Below are 21,004 nucleotides of genomic sequence, written 5' to 3' on the forward strand. Positions count from 1 at the left end.
AGTTTTATTAATCCCAAAATCCCATTTAATTAAGGAGAGTCGCATAATGATGCGTATTATTTTGCTAGGTCCACCAGGCGCCGGTAAAGGCACTCAAGCCCAGTTTATTTCTAAAGAATTTGATATTCCGCAGATATCAACTGGCGATATGTTGCGTGCAGCCATCAAAGAAGGCAGCGAGCTTGGCAAAAAGGCCAAAGATATCATGAATGCTGGTGGTCTGGTTTCTGATGACCTCATTATTAACCTAGTAAAAGAGCGCATTGCTAAGCCTGATTGTGTCAATGGTTGTATCTTTGATGGTTTTCCACGTACTATCCCGCAAGCGCAAGCGCTGGCAGATGCTGATGTGGCTATTAATCATGTGGTTGAAATCAGTGTCCCTGATGATGAAATTGTGAACCGTTTATCTGGTCGTCGCCAGCATCCAAATTCAGGCCGTGTTTATCATATTCATCACAATCCACCTAAGGTCGATGGGATTGATGATGTGACGGGTGAAGCGCTAATCCAGCGTGAAGATGACAAAGAGTCGACTATCCGTGAGCGTTTAGCTACTTATCATGAGCAAACATCAACCCTAGTTGGCTTTTACCAAGCCAAAGCTGAAGAAGGCGATGACGCGCCTAAATACAACAAGTTTGATGGTACGCAAGGTATTGATGATGTTAAGCAACAAATCTTATCTGTGCTAAAAGGCTAATGATCAATTATAGATAGTCTATTAGATATAAAAAACCCTGTTTATTAGCAGGGTTTTTTATATCTTGGGAGTGAAGGGAAAAATTAAGCAGCTGTCATATTGTTATTTGATATTTATTCAATATAAACGCATTAATTTTTTCAGTACAGTCTAAACTTAATAGTTCATCTTCTTCTGAGGAAGATAACTCGCATACCCCAAAATGCTTTACATAATTCTTAGCATAAGAATAATAATTTGAAGAATATGGCTTACTGGTATTTCTTATGTAATAGTCAAAAACATCTGACTCTAAAATCTTTTTTAGAATTAACAGCTCTCTTTCTGATTTAGAAAAAATAGCATAACCACAATAGATTAGCATCTCCGCATTATTGGTGAAGACGAAATGAGGCCTTTTTGCCATATATGGGAATAATAACTTAAGCCCACTATCAGCAAGAGCTTGTGTCCTTCCAAATGCAAACCACTCTTTGTATTTTCCATTTCCTTTATCACGTTCATTAAGTTGAGTTTTGTAATCTGAAAGATACTTAAAAGCAAAAGGATATTCTTTATTAAAAAAATCTTCTTCTAATAGTTGTAGAACCTCTTTAGTTTTTAAATAAGGGAATATGATCTTTTCCATTGCTGGGTCTATATCATCCTCGGATTTAAGTACATTAGGTTTGATTATATCTTTACATATTAGCTTTTCTACCTGTCTTTCAGCTTTATCTTTAAAGAAGTAGTAATAGTCATTATCCTCTCTTATAGGTTTGAAAATGAAAATATCATTACTTAATGTAGCGATACCATTTTTTATAATATATAACTCATCAAGAGTTGATCCAGTATTCTCGATTTTATTAATATTTGAGACAGTTACAGAGTTGCTTAATAGCCAACCTCTATGATGGTTAAGGTCATCATATTGTAAAATAGAAAAATCTATACATTCCTTGTTTTTAATATCATTACTTGTCGCTCTAGCGTAAGAAATATTGCCTACAATAGCTTTATCAACAAAGAATAAACAAGTATAAGTTAGTCTGTTTTCGAAAATCTGTTCATTCCCGAAATTGATTATATCTATAGAGTATCTCTTTTCAGACAAATAATTTCTTAAACCCCTTGCGTTTACACTTTTAAAAAAAGAATTTACTGTAATATATCCAAGAATTCCATTTTCATTGAGTATGTTAATACCTATCTCAAAAAAAGGAATATATAAGTCTATATTACCTGATGAACCAACTTTAAGGCTCTTAATAATCTCTTTAGATTTTGGATCAAGGTTTTTAGCTCTTACATATGGAGGGTTGCCTACTACTAAATCAAATCCATTATTCTCATATATTTTTTTAACTTTAAACCAGTTATAATCTAGAGAGTTCCCTTGGAAAATATTAAATTCGTAACTATTCTGATCTTCACCTTCTGTAATAGCTAAAATAGATAATAATATTTTAGCCCTTTGCACACTATTTCCACTTATATCAAGACCATAGAGCTGAGGAAATATTTCTTTATATGGCTTACCTGTCTCAAGCTTTAATTTCTTAGCTGCGGAATACAAAAAAGCTCCGCAACCACAAGAAATATCAGCTATTAAGATAGAATCCAGTTTTTCAGAAAACCTGTTGAAGGTATTATCAATTATATATTTTTTTATAAAGCTAGGGGTATATATGGCGCCATTAGTCTGCTTCTCATTTTTGGGAATAGCTATCTCGAAAAGCTCTATTAGTTTTTTAGTGGATAATTCAGAATCCATTTGAGCCAGTAATTCCAATACTAATTTATTAGTTTGAGGTAATAGATAACTTTTAATTAGATCATTATTGACCTCATATATATTGCGTGAATAAAGATATAGTGTTGTAAATAACTGGTCTAAAAAAAGGTTGTCATCTGAATACTCTAGTACTATATGCTCAAATAATTTTTTCATTCTACTTCCGTTGATTTAAAGATTCTACTCTATTGATATTACGTCCTCTTTGATTAAAGAATCTAATTTGCTCATCGCTTAAGTCATACAAGATATAGACTAAGCTATCCAGTTGATTCCATAATTGTTTGAGAATAGATTTTAATATAGTTCTATTATTAGGATTTTTTTATACTGGCATTGTCTTTCTTCAATATTTTTTGAAATTTCTGAAAGTTTTAGTATTAGCTCGGGAGAGTTATTGAAATTTTCTATAGGAAAAGGAATAGGTTCCAGAAATTGTTTATTAAATTTAAAATATCCACCATCTTGAGGGTTTGCAATTGATCGAGCCAAAACAGAAAATATAATAGAGTTTACAATTGCTGCAACCGCATAGAGCTTCTCTTTATTAGAGTCGGGTAACTCAATAAACCACATATTTGCATTATCTGCATATATTCTTTCAGAGTTACTTACAGTAGCAAATGTATCTAGAGCTGTCATCGGAATAAATATTTTTGGAGAAACTTTCGTTAAGTTATTGGGTCGAGTATAGAGGTGCCAAAAGTTTGCGCTGTACTTTTCAGGATGCTTCATAGGCATAGTCTCTACACCTCCAGCTTTACCTTTCGGTCCTTCTAATCTTGCTTTTTGGCCTTTAAGATATGCTCCTGCTAAAGGAAACCTTTTGCAAAACTCATCATAAGGAATATCTCTTTTTTTACCATTCTTAATATCATAAGGAAATATCACATAAGTATTTGTACTAGTTGGTCTGAAAGCATAAAAATTTTCATTACAGAATAACGGTCGGCATGCATCAACTTCAATTTCTATGTTATCTACCCATTGGCTACTACCAATTATTATATCATCTTTAAAATATTTTATTTTGATATGATATGCAGCATTTTTAAGCGCCTGAGGACCACCTTTGATTGTTACATAGTCACCAAACTTTCCATTTAATAGAAGTTTATTTCTAATATCAAAGCAGTCAAATGCCCATTCAGTATCTTTGAAATCATTAGTAGAGATGACTTCATATTCAACAGAGCTTACTTCTGGTATAGGCAAGTTGTTTAGGTATGTTGGGATTGATTTACCGTTTTCTTTTATTAAATGGTAGTAAAATTTTTCGTACCCCGATCTATCTAAGATTAAGGTAGCTATATAAGTCAATTGATCCTTAAAGATCGATGTACTACTGAAATCTATAAAAGAAGATAAATAATGATTATCTACAATAAAATTACGTATTTTACTACCATAATTAGTCTTAAATTGACGCTTCTGTACTATAAATCCTAAACGCCCATTATCATTCAAAACAGATAACCCTTTTTCAATAAAAGGAACTGCAAGGTCTATTTTTCCGTTATCTGCAGTAATATATTTGTCTTTAATAAATGAGTGCATATAAGGCATTTCTTGATTAAAGTGTTTAACTTCAACATAGGGAGGGTTACCAACAATGAAATCAAAACCTTTTTTATTTTTGAACACTTTCATAAACTGAACTTCGTTATTCCAGTTGAAAGCATTGGTTTTGAATAACTGTTCGTCATCATTTAATATTTCAGGATATTCTTTATAGACTAGTTCATTGACAAGGGAATTGCCACATACTATATTAAGACCTACTCCATTTAGTATTTGCTTACCAAAGAGACCGATTCTAGTAGAGTCTTCTGGAGATCCTTCGTTATCAATTACTTTCAAAGCAAGAGACATTCTTGCAACCTCTACCGCTTCAGGATCTATATCTATTCCATAAATACAATTATTTAATATAGCTTGCTTACCTTTTAAGTTTAAGACTAATTTACTTTCTGCTTGAGTAAATAAATAGCTATAACTTTCGCTATACGAATTTTCTTGGATTTCAATTATTATACCTTCCAAGTAATCGTAAAGACCGATCAGGAAAACACCGCTACCACAACAAATATCTAATGCAGATATATTTAAAACTCCTTCAATACCTGAGCGTATTAACTTCTTCTTTAGTAAGGTTCTCTTAATTATATCATCTACTATAAATTGTGGTGTAGTCACAGCTCCTTTTGATTTTATATACTCCGTCTTGAATGTATCTAAAACAACTCCTTCATTTAAGATTAGTTTTTTAGAAAGGAATATTTCGTAAATATCACTAAGTAGTTTTGTAGGTATAACATCAAACCTGTAAGGTGATGGGTAGTACAAGTAAGATAAAAGTCCATTGAAAATGTCGTTGTCGATAATAAGGTTGTTAATAACATCTACACGTTCAAATAGAGGACCATCATAATGGTGATAAAAATCTAAATAAGAAGATTTTTTAAATTCTTCCCAAAAACCTTGTTTTTGGAAATATACAAGCAATTGCTTCTCTTCTAATTTTCTTGCTTCACATACTCTAATAAATAAAATTCTATTTATTATAACTTGAACAATATAGCTCAATAAAGAATTGTTATTTGAAATAGCTTCATTATTATTTTTAAGTATATTCTTAGCTAAATCAAGTCTAAAATTTGAGAGTAATTCAGCAAAAGCAAAGTCAATACTAATTCTTCTAAGGCCATCAATCTGAGTTGCTGAATATAATTTTGCTAATTGCCCATTGTAGATATTAGGCTTGTACAAGTAGTTATCTAATAATTCAAAGTTTTCGATATACTCATCGATTCTAAAAATAGATCTACCAATATTTGCTGCTTGCCCTTTCTCTGGTTGGTAACCACAATCATAAATTGCAAATTGTTCGAAGTTAGATATAAATGCACAAGGTGCTGATATTGACCAACCATATGCTTTGATTTGAAAAGCAGCATTCTTATCAGTATTTAAGTCAACTGTAATATCTTTAGCATCTAAAAAGGTTACTTTCTCTTTACCTATTTTAAATGTATAGTCTGGCTGACTATGTGTTGAGTCAATTGTTTTTAATCTTTCTCTTTCTGCTTTCGTTAATGTTTTTTCCTGCAATATCTGAGATGTATCTTGAACGTCCCATCCAAATATGCCTAACATTTCATTTAGCCAAGTACGAATCGTTTCCTCTGAAGTCAGGTCTAGTCGACCTTCTAATTTATATTGCTTATAGCGACTTACAAGCTCTATTAATGCTATGCGTCTTTGTTCAATATCTCTAATCAAAATTGACTCACCTTATTAAATTTTATATCTTTAAATGTAGTCCGCTCATTACAATACTGATACGATATTAATACAGCTAACCATAATAATATATCGGCTATATTATATATAGCCATAAATAAGTTTTATTTGCTGTCAATTTATAAAAAAACCGCTTACTTATAATAAGTAAACGGTTTCCAAATGCAGTTGTACTAATGCGCTATCAAGTCAGAGCTTATGCATTACCTTGAGCATCAACCTGTGCTTGCTGCTGGCTTTGTGCGTATGCCTGATCAAAGTTTACTGGAGCAAGCAACAATTGCGGGAAGCTACCACGTGTTACGATGTCGCTGATGACTTCACGAGCATATGGGAACAACACATTTGGGCAGTATGCACCCAGAATTTGACCGATTTGATCTTCTGGAATGTCTTTTAATAAGAAAATACCTGCTTGATGAACTTCGGCGATAAATGCCGCTTCGTCAGCGTTTTTAGCGGTAACACTTACGGTTAAGACGATTTGATAATGCTCATCATCCAGCTTTTCAGCGTTGCTAGATAGGTTGATATCAAGCTCTGGGTTCCACTCTTTGGTGAATACGCGCGCGCCTGGGACTTCAAGTGACATGTCTTTTACATAAATGCGTTCTAATGCCAACTGTGGTTGAGCTTGTTCTTCAGCCATGATAATTCCTCTAAAGTTAAATCAAATGATTGGGAAAACTGTTATTTTAATAAAAGTGCATTGTAATATAAATCGAAACAAAATCTTGATGTTCTTATTACTCTCTTTTATCTTTATCGCTGTCTATCATTGCACAGGCAAAGACAGACAGAGACAAAAGGTAGCAGACTAACCAGCCAATAGCTCGTCTAGTTTGCCTTGTTGATTCATTTGGTTAAGCTCGTCAAAACCGCCAACAAAGGTTTCACCAACAAAGATTTGTGGCACAGTGCGGTAGTTATTGGTTTTTTTCATTAATGCTTGGCGCTCTTCGCTGCTCATGTCATGCATGCCGATTTCTTCATAATCAACGCCTTTAGTTTTTAGCAGTTGTTTGGCGTTTGAGCAGTATGGGCAGATAGGGGTCGTGTAAACTTTAACAGATACAGTCATGATAAATCCTTATTTATAGGTGTAGAAGGTAACCGTTTTATTATAAAGAGTATTATAAGCAATCATTGAATAAAAATGATTATAATCCGTTACCAACCAGTAAATTGAAAGTGTATTCGATGATGCTTCCTACTAAAGTGGGGATAAGCGTTGTAAATTCAAGTTGCTTAGCGATAAAAGGTTTGACAGTGTAATAAATGCCCCACAAAAAAAGACACCTAACAAAGAGGTGTCTTTTGGTTCGCCAGTATAAATCAGACATCAATTAATATTGGCTTAACATCGCGTTGAATTACTTGTGCAGACTCGGTTTCGCTTTGCTTTTCTTTTTAGGCGTGGTGTCTTTTAACCCAACCAATGGCATGCCAGCCCCTTGCCAGCCACCAATACCGCCTTCCAAGCGATAAACACTGTCTTTACCAATCATTTGAATGGCAGCGCCTGCTTGTACGCCCATATCACAGATGATAATCACTGGCTGCTCAATCGCACGGATTTCTTCTATGCGGTCTTTGAGTTCAGTGAAAGGTATGTTGCGGCTGCCTTGAATATACCCTGATTCAAATTTCTTTTTGGCGCGAATATCGATAAGCTGCGCATTCTGCGAGTTGACCATCATACCTAAGGTATTAGGTGATATTTTTCTGCCACTACGTTTGTTTTCAATAGTAAAAAATAGCACGGCAAGTACGGCTAATATACCAAATAAAAACGGGTGGTTGCCCACAAATTCCAGCGCACGATCCAAACCATACCTCCAAAAAAATAAGTGTTCTGTTAGCCTGAGAAAACAGCCTAACGATATTGAACAAGGCGCTATTATACCGATTAGACCATCCATAGTAAACGTGCGATGGTCAACCTAGTGCATAACAGTTAATAAGGCAGTGTTTAATGAGGCAATGCTTAGTACGGTTTAGTATCAGCCTCTTCTCTTAGGATGACAAGATTTTCAACACGTCGCTGCAATACCTCACCGTCAGCAACTGCTTGCCATAATGCGCAGCCTTTACTGTTATGAGTATGGCGACAGTCGCGGAATTGGCAGTCACCTGCTAGTGGCGCAAGTTCAACGAAGCCTGAGATAATATCATCAGGGGTCAAATGCCAAATGCCATACTCACGAATACCTGGTGTATCGACGATGCCGCCTTGGGTTAAATCGGCTGGATTGAAGGGTAGCAAACGGCTAGTCGTCGTCGTGTGCTGACCAAGCTTAGAGTTCTCAGAAATGATATTCACACTTTGACCAGATGCTGGCAATAGGGCATTGATTAAACTGCTTTTGCCAACGCCAGACTGACCAGCAAAGATAACCAGCTTTTTGTCTATATAGCGTTTTAGCTCATCCAGACCTTCTTGCTCATCACTATCAGCGATATTTTCGGGACAGTCTACCGAGGTCAGCACGCTCTCATAGCCAAGGGCCGCATATTGTGCCAATAGTTCATTGGTATCAACGCCGTTTTCTTGTGCCAATAAATCGGTTTTATTGAGTACCAATAGCGGCTTTACGCCAGCATGATGACAAACGACCAAGTAACGATCGATCAAGGTAGGGGCAGCAGCAGGCAACGGCGCGAATACAATAGCCAGAATATCGACATTGGCAGCCACAGGTTTGAGCTTATGATAACGATCTGGACGTGAAATGAGAGAGGTGCGTGGTTTGACTGATTCGATACGGCCAAAGCCCGTATTAGAGTCGGCGTTCCAGCGCACTTGATCGCCCGCGGCCAGCATCGGCAAGTTGGTACGCACATGACAACGCCAAATATCGCCCAAGGCTAATGTTTGCCAAAATGGCTCAGGGTCATCGGGCGCAAACTCCGGTTGCATCGGTATGACGGCTGGTAAGCTGGTAACTTGTACTTCTAGTTGCTTGCCATAATGCGCCATGACCACGCCATCCATCAAACTCTCATCGATGCTGTCTTGACTTGCCAGCTGTTGTTTGTCGATGCGACGAATCTGTTGTTTGGTCAGCTTGCGTTGCCGAATTAATGCCATGGGTTTTGACCTATTAAAAAAATATTGCTAAGTGTAGCTTGAAAATTTGCTAACATACAGCCTAAAGCGTCTGTACCAGACAGTGGTTTTGTAATAATTTGGATTTTTAAAGTAAGATAAGCAAGCAGGTGCGTAGTAATATATAGCTAAGCCAATATAAAGGGATACAGCGAGACTGGGATAAATTTTTTGTAGCCTCTGTCTGCAACGGCACAGCAAGCAAGAAAAATTTGTGCCAGTCTCGTATCATAATTTTATATATCTACTTTACTCAGTATCGTTAATTTTAAATAAAAGCAGCTCAACCATTATTAGGATATTTTATGACTACCGGCGATCATCCCAACAAGATCAAAATCAAAAATCAAGGCAAAAAAGGGCTGATATGGATTGACCTAGAAATGACCGGACTTGATACCTTAACTGATGAGATTATCGAGATTGCTACCGTGGTCACTGATGAAGATTTGAACGTACTTGCCGAAGGGCCTGTATTTGCCATTAAGGTATCGGATCAAACGTTAAACAAAATGGATGACTGGAATACCAAGCAGCATGGACAGTCAGGATTGGTGGATCGTGTGCGCCGTAGTACCGTGACGCTGGCAGAGGCGGAAGCTGAGACCATCAAATTTTTGAATAAATGGGTCGATAGTGGCAAGTCGCCAATGTGCGGCAACTCAATCTGTCAAGATCGCCGTTTTATGGCGCGCCAAATGCCAGAACTTGAAAAATTCTTTCATTATCGCAATCTTGATGTGTCGTCAATTAAGGAGCTGTGTTTCCGCTGGCGTCCTGATATCTTGCGAAACTTTGAAAAAGGCGGCAGTCATTTAGCATTAGATGACATTCGTGATTCCATTCGTGAACTTAAGCATTATCGTCAGCATTTCTTTCAATTAATGCCTTAAGGTGAGCCTCTATATTAAAAATAAAAGGGTCTGTTGCATATGCGACAGACCCTTTTTTAATAACACACGCTTCATTAGATCATATTACAAGTAAACTCAACCAAACTAAATTCCGCATCGTCATCGTTTTCAGTCACCGCACCAATCACCGCACTCACTTTTGGTTGACGTTTGTTTTTATCGAGCAATCGCCAATCGCCAAGCACGTAGCGTTTTTTATCAGTGGTAGCTTGATGAATGTCTGGACGATGGGTATGTCCATGCAATAGTGCATCGCTAGCAGTGATTGCTTGACGCACCGCCACATCATTCACATCCATAATATGCGCCGCTTTACTGGCATTATTTTGCTGGCTTTTTTGCCGCATTTTATTAGCGATAGCCAAGCGTTTTTCTAGTGGCTTATTGAGCAAATACCACTGAGTTAGAGGGTTGCGCATGATTCTACGAAAAAACTGATACTTTTTATCATCAGTACATAGTGCATCACCATGTTCTAAGCGATAGTTTTGTTGACCGACCATCAAGTTATATGGCTCATAAATAAGCTCGCCGCCGAATAGATTACAAAACGGCTGACCTAATAAAAAATCACGGTTGCCATGCATGACCAAAATTTCACAGCCCGCCACTCGCAGTTTTTTTAACTTAACGATAAGCGGTGTTAGCCAATGCGCTTGACGCTCAGCTTCTGACCTTTTCTCTTTTAAGAGGGACAGATACATATCATCACCCAGCCATACCTCAAACCAATCGCCTAAGATATACAGACGTTTGAGCGCTGGCAGAGCAAGGCAGTCATCAAGCAGCGCCAAAAAAGCCTGCACTAAGGCAGGCTCTTGCGGCGATAAATGCAAATCACTAATCAATACTTGCCGCACTTCATGAGGGCGGGTCGTCATTAAATGATTAAAACTTTGCATTTATCTTTGTCCTTGTGACTTATAGCGAGCATTGCCTAATAAAATTTATTGAGTAATGCTCACTACTTTACCATTATTCAGAAACGATAGTCGCTGATGTGATAACAACAGGCTCTTTTGGTACATCAGCATGCATACCGAAACGACCTGTTGGTACGCCGCGTATTTTTTCGATAACGTCCATACCGCTTGTTACTTTACCAAATACGGTGTAACCCCAACCTTGCATGTTTTTGCCAGAGTGGTTGAGGAAGTCATTGTCTTTTACGTTAATAAAAAACTGGCTAGTTGCTGAATGTGGATCTTGCGTACGTGCCATAGCAATCGTACCTTTGTCATTTTTCAGACCGTTGTCCGCTTCATTTTCAACTGGGGCATTGGTTGGCTTTTCATTCATCTCAGCGTCCATTCCGCCGCCTTGAATCATGAAACCATCAATGATGCGATGGAAAATCGTACCGTCATATTGACCAGATTTTACGTAGTTCAAAAAGTTCTCTACGGTTTTTGGGGCTTTTTCTTCGTTGAGTTCGATAACGATTGCACCCATATTGGTGTTAAGCTCTACTACTGGTGGCATGTCTACCATGTGATATTCCTTTTTAATTGCAGCGCCTAAAACGACGCTGTTAAGTGGTTGATAAAAAGTTGGTTGATAAAAAGTCATGGGTAGTCTAACGGCTTTTTTATCCCATGTCATGTATCAGGCTGTTAATGCGTTCGCAAAAGCTGATAGAATAACGCAACTTTACCCATTTTTGATAAATTTTGATAATGCGGTCGCACTGTCTGATTTTTTATATTCCGATTTATTTTAATACTTTAGTTTGAATGTTTTGTGATGCGTGATGGCACGCATCATGAACCGACAATTTGCGTTAGGAGCAATGCCCGATGAGTGAGCACTCAAGCAACAATGCACAAAAAAATGAGCAAAAAAACGATTTTATTCGTAATATCATTCGTGACGATGTCAATGCGCAAAAATACCAGCAAATTGTAACGCGTTTTCCACCGGAGCCAAATGGGTACTTGCACTTAGGTCACGTAAAGTCTATCTGCCTAAACTTTGGGGTGGCCAAAGAGTTCGGCGGTGTGTGCAACCTGCGTTTTGATGACACCAACCCAACCGCCGAAAAGCAAGATTTCATTGATAATATTGAAAATGATGTGAAATGGCTCGGTTTTGAGTGGGCAGGAGAGGCGCACCATGCTTCAGGGTACTTTGATCAGCTACATGCATGGGCAATACAGCTGATTGAGCAAGGCGATGCGTATGTCGATTTGCAAACGCCTGAGCAAATTAAAGAAAACCGTGGCTCATTCAATGAGGCAGGCACACCATCTCCGCAGCGTGATGCCAGTGTCGCAGAAAACTTAGCGCTCTTTAACGATATGAAAGCTGGTAAATACGCCGAAGGCAAAGCCGTGTTGCGTGCCAAGATCGATATGGCTAGCCCAAATATGAATCTGCGTGACCCTGTTATCTATCGCGTTATGCATCAAGCCCATCATCAAACTGGTGACAAATGGTGTATCTATCCGATGTATGATTTTGCGCATCCACTCTCTGATGCACTCGAAGGTATTACCCATTCGTTGTGTACGCTGGAGTTTGAAGATCATCGTCCCTTTTATGACTGGGTTATCGAAAAAATTGGCTTTGACGTGCCGCCGCATCAGTATGAGTTTAGCCGTCTAAATGTTGATCACACATTGACTAGCAAGCGTAAGCTCAAGCAGCTGGTAGATGAGGGTATCGTCAGCGGTTGGGATGATCCACGTATGCCGACCGTCGCTGGCATGCGCCGCCGTGGTTATACAGCAGAAGGTTTACGTGATTTTTGTGAGCGTGTGGGTGTGACCAAAGCAGATAGCGTGGTTGATTTTCGCTTATTAGAGTTTAGTGTCCGTCAGTCGTTAGAGACGACAACTGGGCGCGGCATGGCAGTATTAAAGCCGTTAAAAGTGACCATTACTAATTTTGCGGAAGCAGTAAGTAGCTGGGAGTCCCAAAAAGCTGATAGCGTCAATGCACGTTTTGATGATGCCACGCAGACGCTTTGGTTGACTCAGCCGAACCATCCAAACGTCGATATGGGCGAGCGTGAGATTCCATTTACTGAAACCTTGTATATCGATCAAGGTGATTACGAGATTGAACCACCAGCAGGCTACAAGCGTCTATCACCAGAAAAGCCAGAGATTCGTTTGCGTAATACTTATGTGTTGGCGGTAACTGAGCATATTACTGACGATAGTGGCAATGTGGTTGAGCTAAAAGCGACAATCGATCCTGCTACTTTGGGTAACAACCCTGAAGGCCGTAAGGTTAAAGGCGTGATTCATTGGGTATCGGCGAGCCAAGGCGTACCAGCGACGATACGCATGTATGAGCAGCTATTTAGCGTCGAAGACCCAAGTAGCGTTGCTGATGTCCATCAAGCGCTAAACCCTAACTCGTTAACTGAGCTAAACGCAGTGGTCGAGCCATCTTTAGTCAATGCCGATGCTGGCACGCGTTTCCAGTTCGAGCGTGAAGGTTATTTCATCTCTGATGCCACAGATCATACTAGCGACAAGCCAGTGTTTAACCAAATCGTCAGCTTGCGTGATAGCTACAAGCCAGCTTAATACTGGTTCAATATATTAAGGACATCACTGCTAAAGTTGATGTTTTTAAATAATACTGAACAATAGTAGTTTGCAAATAAGCCCATTTCTAGTACGCTAGGGATGGGTTTTTTTGTGAACAATGTTCCGTTCTAGAATAAGTTGGCACATTTAGGACGATGTTATGTCAAACATAGCAAATAAAAGCGTTAATCGCAGTTAAAAACATTACATCTTAGGCTTTAAATTAGCCGTTATTGAAAGTATAGAAAAAGGAGATATGACCTACAAACAAGCACCGTTTAATCCACTTAACAAACGCATAGTCAGTCGGCTCAATATAAAAACCATAATCTGACCTGACATTTAATTACCCAACTCTACCTATTATCAAAGGCTCAAAGGAGAGCATAATGAGTTTGCATTGTTATCACTGTACAGCAGAACCCCTTTTACCTACGAAGTTAGACGACACCTTACCGGCGTTGTCTTGTAAAAAATGTCAGGGCATTTATCTTGATTTGTTGACGTACCGCTCATGGCTAGAGAGCCATGCTGCTCACAAAACAAGCGAGGACAGTGAAGCGGCAGAATCAGATAAACAATCATCAAAGACGTTTGATGCAAGCGAGTTAAAAAACACCGACAACGCACTGGTGTGTCAGCGCTGCCGCAAATTTATGCTCAAGTATCGCATCAATAATGAGCATAAGAACACTATCAACGTCTGCCACACTTGTGATGATGTATGGCTTGATCGCGGTGAATGGCCTCTACTCAAATATTTGAAGATGCAAGATAAGCTGACAGCTGTAATGAGTGAGCCATGGCAGCAGCAATTGCGTAATCAAGACCGTGAGCAAACCTTTAATAAGCTTTATCAGCAAAAACTGGGCGATGATTTTGAGACAGTAGAGCGCTTTGCTTTGTGGCTACAGAATCATCCACAAAAGAGTGAAATTCAGCATTATCTGTCGCAATATAGATCGGTATCTAATAAGTAATTTTATATAATCTCTTGCTGATCGCATTACAATCCGTCACAAGACATTCATAACCAGTTTGTTAAGATAAAGTCAGTTTTTACTGATATGCTTCATAGTGTTTTTAGTAGATAAGTATATCGATGATAATAATAGAGCGCATGAATACCTTTTATATCAGTGCTCATCAACATAGCTAAGGAATACAGCATGGCACATTTACGTTTAGGTGATACTGCACCCGATTTTAATGCCACAACCACAGAAGGCGATATCAATTTCCATGAATGGGCAGGCGATAACTGGGTGGTTTTTTTCTCACATCCGGCAGACTTTACGCCAGTATGTACCACTGAACTTGGTCGAGCCGCGGCACTCAATGGCGAATTCCAAAAGCGTCATGTGAAGCCAATTTGTATCTCTGTCGATGGTTTAGAAGATCATCATGCTTGGGCAAAAGACATCGGTGAGACACAAGGCACTGAAATGAACTTCCCAATCATTGCTGATCCCAATAAAGAAGTCGCGGAACTCTATGACATGATGCACCCAAATGCAGACAGCACGCATACTGTCCGCAGCGTCTTTATCATTGATCCAAACAAAAAGGTGCGTCTAACGCTGACGTATCCTGCTAGCTGTGGCCGTAACTTTGATGAAATTATCCGCGTCATTGACGCGATGCAATTATCAGATGAGTACAACATCGCAACGCCAGTAGATTGGAAAGATGGTGATGACGTGATTATTCCACCCAGTGTCAAAAACGAAGATATCGCCGCTAAGTACCCTAAGGGCCATACAGAAATTAAACCTTATTTACGTACGACACCGGCTCCTAATAAATAAGCGGAACGTATGTAATAGTCACTAAAAATAAAAAGCCCTATAACTAAATGTTATGGGGCTTTTTACTATTCAGCTTTTTATTAGAGCAGCAAGCTCGGTAAGACTTTGCTATGATGAGTAGAGCAGATCGAGCGATCTGACCTAGGGCATGTTATCAATTTATCTCATTTTAATTTTCATAATCTTATAGATGACACGCCCTAGAATAAATATTATGATTTGGTCAAAATCATAAATATCTTTTAGCTATTATAAAATCTGAACAGCGCTGAGTCGCTTTTTAACTCATCTTACAAGGAGTTCGTCATGAAAAAACTATACATAACCCGCACAGCCCCCAATCCACGTAAAGCACTCATTCTATTAGCGTCAAAAGGAATCGATGTCGATGATATGGATGATATCGATGTGGTAGATATTGATTTTGCTGCCAATGAGCAGATGTCGGATGAATTTACCAAAATGAATCCGATGCAGACTGTGCCAGTGTTGAAATTGAGTGATGGCACTATACTTAATGACTCGCAGGCAGTATGCGAATATCTTGATCGTGTGTATGGTGAGCGCTCAGTGATGGGCAACGATGTGATACAACGTGCACAAGTTTGCTCGATGCGACGCATTGCCGAGTTTGAAGTGCTCTATAACTTTATGCTGGCATTTCAACATAGCCATCCGTCTAAAGCGCAACGGGTTGAACAAGTGCCCGAATTTGTCGCGCCGTCAATCGCGCGTGCTGATAAAGCTTTGGCTTATTTTGAAACCGTATTGGAAGGTCATGAATACTTAGTGGGTGACCAGTTAAGTTTTGCTGATATCGTGCTCTATTTGGGTTTGGATTTTGGCAAAATACTGAAAGTAAATCCTAATGAGCAAGGCAAGAATCTTGCCCGTTTTTATCAAATGATGAATGAGCGTTTTAGTATTCAAAATATGGCAAAAGCCAAGCCTACTAGTGAGGAGGAATAAAAAAGTAGATTTTTCGAACATGTAAAAATGCAGTTACTATTAACATATAAAATTAAACACTTTATTACAATAGTAATAAACAGCAGCGCTATAGTGGTCGATTTATTATGCTTCACAAAAGCATATGTAATCACTTTTTTAGAATATGAAAAAAGCGGTAATTTGGAAAAGTGTAACCACAGGGCATGGCTGTTATGACATTATCTGGTAGAGTGTTGTTCGTTAAATTAGGTATACATTCAAGTATGCTATTAGCCGTGCTTGCGTTAAGCGCTTGCCAAGATTCTTTTTCCTTGAACGAATCCAATCCACAACAAGAAGTCGCGAACAGTTTTAGTGCTGAAGCAGATAATAGTGCGATTACGTCCGGTACTGATGCTATAGCTGATGAGGTTAGAGCAGATGATATAAGTTCTGAAGAAGCAATGATTAACGCGCTTTCGCGTTATCGTTGGACGCTGAACGCTGTAACGGATGATAAAACTCAGTCATTAAATAAGCTGACGGCAATTAAAGATCAAGTAACCTTGAGGTTCAATGAGTATCAAGGTGAAAACACCTTAAATTATAGTGTTGGCTGCAATATTATAAGTGCTTTTTATCAATTACAAGAATCGACTTTGACGATTGAAGATAGCATGAGCACCAAAATGTCGTGTGGCGACCTTGATATGGCCGAAAATAGTTTAAGTAAGCTGATGCAAGGTGACAGTCAGTTGGCGTTAGTGGAAAGTAACGCGTTTAAAGATGATAAGCCAATATTGACGCAAGTGACTAATAATCGTAGCACCTTAATTTGGGAAGGTAGGCTCACGGCGCAAGCCAAATATAATAGCAAAGGTGAAACGGTATTTTGGGCAGTAAATGCTGAAATGAAACCATGCTTAGATGACAGATCACAGGCGTGTCTACAAGTTAAGCCTGTGACTTATGATGATCAAGGTATAAAAGTCAGCGAAGGTGATTGGGCACCATTCACAGGTATGATCGAAGGGTATCAACATGATGATAAGCATGAAGAGGTGTTGCGTCTACAGCGTTACCCGTTAGACAACAGTAAAGCGATAGAAGCTGATACCACCGCTGTGTTAGGTGCAGATTATGCGTATGTATTAGATGCCGTAATCGAAAGCTCAGTGGCAGAAGAGAGACGTTAAAATAGCGTCCGTCACATATGCTCTATCATAGTTAAATAGCAATTCCCCTAAACACGCGCAAACAGGCGCGTGTTTTTTATGGCTGTTAAACTTAACGCAAATTACCAAGGTCTTCTTCGGTCAAACGCCAACGACCTTTTTTCTTAGAAGCACCCCGTCCGCGCATGGCGCTGTTAAGTATCAATTTATTCATTGAGTGGCTTGAGTGGGCATGACAAATGGCGCAGGCAAGACCATCGGCAGCATCTTGTTGTGGTACAAAATCTAGTGACAATATCCGACAAACCATTTCTTGTACTTGTTCTTTAGCTGCTGCCCCATAACCGCAAACCGCCTGTTTAATCTGGCGAGCGGTATATTCTGACACCTCTAGATCCAATGCCACCATAGCGGCAATAGCCGCGCCGCGTGCTTGCCCAAGCTTGAGCGCAGAGTCAGGATTTTCTGCCATAAATACTTGTTCAATCGCTGTATAAATTGGCTCATCGGCATATTTTAGATGATGCTGAGTGATGCGCGTCAAGCCATTGAAAATACGCTTCAAGCGTTCTGGCATCTCTTTGGTATCTGTACGAATCGTACCTGCATCGATATAGGTCAGCTTATCACCCGTTTGTTGAACGATGCCATAACCTGTCATACGTGAACCCGGATCAATCCCGATAATAATTGCCATAGTATTCCGTCTTGCTTACATTTTGTTTTATGGCTTAAAAGTTAGCCGTAAGTTTGATAGTATAGCAATCAATCCCCATATACATCATATGTTAGCCATTTTAATTTGCATGGCACTCAATTTATTGATTTTTATTTTATAGGACGACACTTTATGGGTCAGATAGTTGGTATTGCCATTGTTTGGTTTATTATCGAGATGCTGCTGTGGTATTTGCTCGCGCAGTTCATAAGTGGCTGGCTAGTATTTATTTGGTTTATTATCGCTGCTGTCATCGGTATTTCACTCATACGTAAAGGCATGGCGTCACTCAATCCATTGGCTCAGCAAATGAAAGCTGGCGGTATGATGAATCCTGCGATGCGTCCGCAAGAATCGACGATGATTAAAAGTGTGGCAATGGCCGCAGCTGGTATTTTATTACTCATTCCTGGCGTGCTTAGCGATTTAATCGCACTATTGGTCGTACTACCGCCAGTACAAAAGAAACTAAAAGATGTCGCCAATAACTATGTCATGAATAATCAGCAAAAAATGATGGAAATGATGGCTAAGCAGATGGGTGGTGGTCAAAATCCATTCGGCGGCGCTGGTGGTGTAGGAGGGCAAAATCCATTTGGCGGTGCAGGTGGTATGAATGGACAAAACCCATTTGGGCAGCAGCAACGGAATCCTTTCGGTGATGTCTTCAAGCAGCATACAACCGTTGATGGCACTGCCAAAAACATCCCTAAAGATGTCAAAAAGATTACCAAGTCTGCTAATGATGAGTAATTATCAGAGAATTGGTTAGTCAAAAATTAGGTATAAAAAAAGCCCTTCGCGTCATCGACGAGAGGGGCTTTTTAGTAGTCGTAATTAATTTTTTATAAATAATAAGTTATCAATAACTTTACTGAATATAAATAAAGCAATTACTGACCGAATATAACAACCGAAGTGCCGCCGTAAGATGGTGACCCATGAACCGTGAAGTTCAGGGCGGATGCGTCACTATCTCGGCAGGTTTCCTGATACACCGCAGGCGGTGCAGGCATACACAATGAGACAGTAGGTACCACATCCTGGTAAAGCATTATCGGCTCAGGGAATAAACATCTACTAGCCAACACTTCAGAATACATTTATCTTACCCAATGACTAGAACGATTGCAAGTCTGATTTATGATTGATGCGTGGTTTTAATAATCAGTATGAATGGTGTTAGGTTTTTACTCTACTTTTCATAAAACAAAGGCATAAGAACAGTTGATTATTCGCTTAAAAGGTGGGTTTTTCAGCTATTTTAAGATGTGTGTTAATATAGAAGGCTTTCAACATCCTAATAAAGCATTATAAGCGTTCATTCACTTGAGGAGCGGTAATCCATGGCCAATAATAAACAACAATCAGCATTTATCGATAATAATCAGGCTCAATCTCATGATAAGCAGGACGGCGAGAAAAATAAAAAAGTGCCGCATGTTCTAATGATACTAGATGGTTTTGGACATCGGGAAGATGACAAAGACAATGCCATTGCAGCCGCCAATATGCCAAATTTAGATAAAATTTATCAACAATATCCGCATGGACTGATATCCGCTTCAGGAGAGGACGTTGGGTTACCAGATGGTCAGTTTGGTAATTCAGAAGTTGGGCACATGAATTTAGGTGCTGGCCGTGTTCTTTATCAAGATTCAACTCGTATATCCAGCGAATTGGCCAATCGTGATTTTTATAAAAACGAAGCATTAGTGAACGCCGTAAAAGCAGCTAATGAGCTTGGTGGTAACGTACACATTATGGGGCTGCTATCAGATGGTGGCGTGCATTCGCATCAAGACCATATCGAAGCCATGTGTCACTCAGCGTTGGTACATGGTGCCAAAAACGTCTTTGTTCATTGTTTCTTAGATGGACGAGACACACCGCCTAAATCTGCTGATAAATACATCAATCGTTTGCGCGACTACATCAATAAGCTTAACGCTCATTATGAAACTGGTCGAGTACAGATTGCTAGTATTATAGGCCGCTATTATGCGATGGATCGCGATAATCGTTGGGACCGAGTACAAAAAGCTTACGAGTTGATAACTGAAGGCAAAGCTGATCGTTTGTCGACACGAGCTGATGGGGCTGTCCAAGCTGCTTATAAAGCGCGTGAGACCGATGAGTTTGTTAGTCCGACGACTGTAATCGGACGTGATGAGGTACCATATACCGTTGAAGACAATGACGCACTCATTTTTATGAATTTCCGTGCTGACCGTGCTCGTGAGCTTGCCCAAGCGTTTGTCTTACCAGATCATGAGTTTTCTGGGTTTGCACGTCAAAAACAGCCAAAACTTGCAGCGTTTGTTATGTTGACTAAATATTCGGATATTTTGGCTGATAGCCCCAAAACTAGCATTGCTTATTATCCGACATCATTGACTAACACCCTTGGCGAATATTTGCAGAATAAAGGTAAAACTCAGCTGCGTATCGCTGAAACTGAAAAATATGCCCATGTGACATTTTTCTTTAGCGGTGGTCGTGAAGCAGAATATGAGGGTGAGACGCGCATTTTAGTGCCATCTCCAGATGTCGCAACTTATGATCTACAGCCTGAAATGAGCGCTCCTGAAGTGACTGATAAATTGGTCGCTGCTATTGAGTCAGGCAAATACGATGTGCTGGTGGTAAACTATGCCAATGGTGATATGGTTGGACATACAGGTATATTTGATGCCGCTGTGCAAGCCGTAGAAGCGTTAGACGTGTGTGTTGGTCGTGTAGAGTCAGCGGTACGAGCTGCTGGTGGTCATATGCTCATTACAGCCGATCATGGTAATTGTGAGCAGATGCAAGACTATGAAAGTGGGCAGGTACATACTCAGCATACCACTGAACACGTTCCCTTAATTTATATTGGTGAACAAAAACTAAACGTACGCAGTGGCGGTAGATTGAGCGATATCGCTCCGACTATTTTGGCATTGATGAATATTGAAGCGCCCACTGAAATGACAGGCGAAAGCTTATTGGTGCCAGCACCATAAGTCAGCCATAATCTTATCCATCT

Annotated in this window: 18 protein-coding genes and 1 other RNA gene; 9 read left to right on the forward strand and 10 right to left on the reverse strand. The window is 39.3% G+C overall.

Annotation, left to right across the window (positions count from 1 at the left end):
• Window positions 1-49: 49 nt before the first annotated feature.
• Entirely contained in the window at window positions 50-703 is a 654-nt protein-coding gene (gene adk, locus M917_RS04680) for an adenylate kinase (RefSeq protein ID WP_200861739.1), read from the forward strand.
• Window positions 704-797: 94 nt separating this feature from the next.
• Here adk and M917_RS04685 read toward each other — a convergent pair whose 3' ends face one another.
• The 6 genes from M917_RS04685 to rsgA form a co-directional block, all read right to left on the reverse strand.
• A complete protein-coding gene (locus tag M917_RS04685; RefSeq protein WP_021813628.1) occupies window positions 798-2,636 on the reverse strand; it encodes an HsdM family class I SAM-dependent methyltransferase in 1,839 nt (612 codons plus the stop codon).
• 141 nt (window positions 2,637-2,777) lie between these two features.
• On the reverse strand, window positions 2,778-5,762 hold the full coding sequence (locus M917_RS04690; RefSeq protein ID WP_021813629.1) for an Eco57I restriction-modification methylase domain-containing protein: 2,985 nt from the start codon (window positions 5,760-5,762) through the stop codon (window positions 2,778-2,780).
• Between the two features lie 217 nt (window positions 5,763-5,979).
• Window positions 5,980-6,432: a protein-export chaperone SecB gene (gene secB / locus M917_RS04695; RefSeq protein WP_021813630.1), complete on the reverse strand. Its 453-nt coding sequence runs from the start codon at window positions 6,430-6,432 to the stop codon at window positions 5,980-5,982.
• Window positions 6,433-6,600: 168 nt separating this feature from the next.
• The gene (gene grxC / locus M917_RS04700; RefSeq protein WP_021813631.1) at window positions 6,601-6,864 is read right to left on the reverse strand and encodes a glutaredoxin 3; all 264 of its coding nucleotides are present in this window, start codon (window positions 6,862-6,864) and stop codon (window positions 6,601-6,603) included.
• A 292-nt stretch (window positions 6,865-7,156) separates the two neighbouring features.
• A complete protein-coding gene (locus tag M917_RS04705) occupies window positions 7,157-7,612 on the reverse strand; it encodes a rhodanese-like domain-containing protein (RefSeq protein ID WP_021813633.1) in 456 nt (151 codons plus the stop codon).
• Between the two features lie 158 nt (window positions 7,613-7,770).
• Window positions 7,771-8,874 (reverse strand): ribosome small subunit-dependent GTPase A, encoded by a 1,104-nt coding sequence (rsgA, locus tag M917_RS04710; RefSeq protein ID WP_021813634.1) that lies wholly within the window; start codon window positions 8,872-8,874, stop codon window positions 7,771-7,773.
• Window positions 8,875-9,197: 323 nt separating this feature from the next.
• Here rsgA and orn point away from each other — a divergent pair, with 323 nt between their 5' ends.
• Window positions 9,198-9,785, forward strand: coding sequence for an oligoribonuclease (gene orn / locus M917_RS04715; protein ID WP_021813635.1), 588 nt, complete (start codon window positions 9,198-9,200; stop codon window positions 9,783-9,785).
• Between the two features lie 74 nt (window positions 9,786-9,859).
• On the opposite strand, the gene M917_RS04720 is transcribed toward orn, so the two are convergent.
• Together M917_RS04720 and M917_RS04725 are read right to left on the reverse strand one after the other, a co-directional pair.
• On the reverse strand, window positions 9,860-10,708 hold the full coding sequence (locus M917_RS04720; protein WP_021813636.1) for a UDP-2,3-diacylglucosamine diphosphatase: 849 nt from the start codon (window positions 10,706-10,708) through the stop codon (window positions 9,860-9,862).
• A 73-nt stretch (window positions 10,709-10,781) separates the two neighbouring features.
• The gene (locus M917_RS04725) at window positions 10,782-11,297 is read right to left on the reverse strand and encodes a peptidylprolyl isomerase (protein ID WP_152513956.1); all 516 of its coding nucleotides are present in this window, start codon (window positions 11,295-11,297) and stop codon (window positions 10,782-10,784) included.
• Between the two features lie 305 nt (window positions 11,298-11,602).
• Between M917_RS04725 and M917_RS04730 the strand changes: the two genes are divergently transcribed.
• From M917_RS04730 to M917_RS04750, 5 genes are all read left to right on the forward strand, one after another.
• Window positions 11,603-13,342, forward strand: coding sequence for a glutamine--tRNA ligase/YqeY domain fusion protein (locus tag M917_RS04730; RefSeq protein ID WP_021813639.1), 1,740 nt, complete (start codon window positions 11,603-11,605; stop codon window positions 13,340-13,342).
• 392 nt (window positions 13,343-13,734) lie between these two features.
• Window positions 13,735-14,325, forward strand: a complete 591-nt coding sequence (locus tag M917_RS04735) for a TFIIB-type zinc ribbon-containing protein (RefSeq protein WP_021813640.1) — start codon at window positions 13,735-13,737, stop codon at window positions 14,323-14,325.
• A gap of 189 nt (window positions 14,326-14,514) precedes the next feature.
• On the forward strand, window positions 14,515-15,153 hold the full coding sequence (locus M917_RS04740; RefSeq protein WP_021813641.1) for a peroxiredoxin: 639 nt from the start codon (window positions 14,515-14,517) through the stop codon (window positions 15,151-15,153).
• 306 nt (window positions 15,154-15,459) lie between these two features.
• The gene (locus M917_RS04745; protein ID WP_021813642.1) at window positions 15,460-16,122 is read left to right on the forward strand and encodes a glutathione S-transferase family protein; all 663 of its coding nucleotides are present in this window, start codon (window positions 15,460-15,462) and stop codon (window positions 16,120-16,122) included.
• Window positions 16,123-16,316: 194 nt separating this feature from the next.
• A complete protein-coding gene (locus M917_RS04750) occupies window positions 16,317-17,279 on the forward strand; it encodes an META domain-containing protein (protein WP_040642006.1) in 963 nt (320 codons plus the stop codon).
• A 91-nt stretch (window positions 17,280-17,370) separates the two neighbouring features.
• On the opposite strand, the gene ruvC is transcribed toward M917_RS04750, so the two are convergent.
• The gene (ruvC, locus tag M917_RS04755) at window positions 17,371-17,955 is read right to left on the reverse strand and encodes a crossover junction endodeoxyribonuclease RuvC (RefSeq protein ID WP_021813644.1); all 585 of its coding nucleotides are present in this window, start codon (window positions 17,953-17,955) and stop codon (window positions 17,371-17,373) included.
• 153 nt (window positions 17,956-18,108) lie between these two features.
• Between ruvC and M917_RS04760 the strand changes: the two genes are divergently transcribed.
• Window positions 18,109-18,729 (forward strand): FxsA family protein, encoded by a 621-nt coding sequence (locus M917_RS04760; RefSeq protein WP_021813646.1) that lies wholly within the window; start codon window positions 18,109-18,111, stop codon window positions 18,727-18,729.
• 153 nt (window positions 18,730-18,882) lie between these two features.
• Here the strand turns inward: M917_RS04760 and ssrS are convergent.
• Window positions 18,883-19,078, reverse strand: a non-coding RNA gene (gene ssrS, locus M917_RS13905) — 6S RNA.
• 244 nt (window positions 19,079-19,322) lie between these two features.
• Here ssrS and gpmI point away from each other — a divergent pair.
• A complete protein-coding gene (gpmI, locus tag M917_RS04765) occupies window positions 19,323-20,981 on the forward strand; it encodes a 2,3-bisphosphoglycerate-independent phosphoglycerate mutase (RefSeq protein WP_021813647.1) in 1,659 nt (552 codons plus the stop codon).
• Window positions 20,982-21,004 lie beyond the last annotated feature (23 nt).

The organism is Psychrobacter aquaticus CMS 56 (genome assembly GCF_000471625.1).
Lineage (GTDB): Bacteria > Pseudomonadota > Gammaproteobacteria > Pseudomonadales > Moraxellaceae > Psychrobacter > Psychrobacter aquaticus.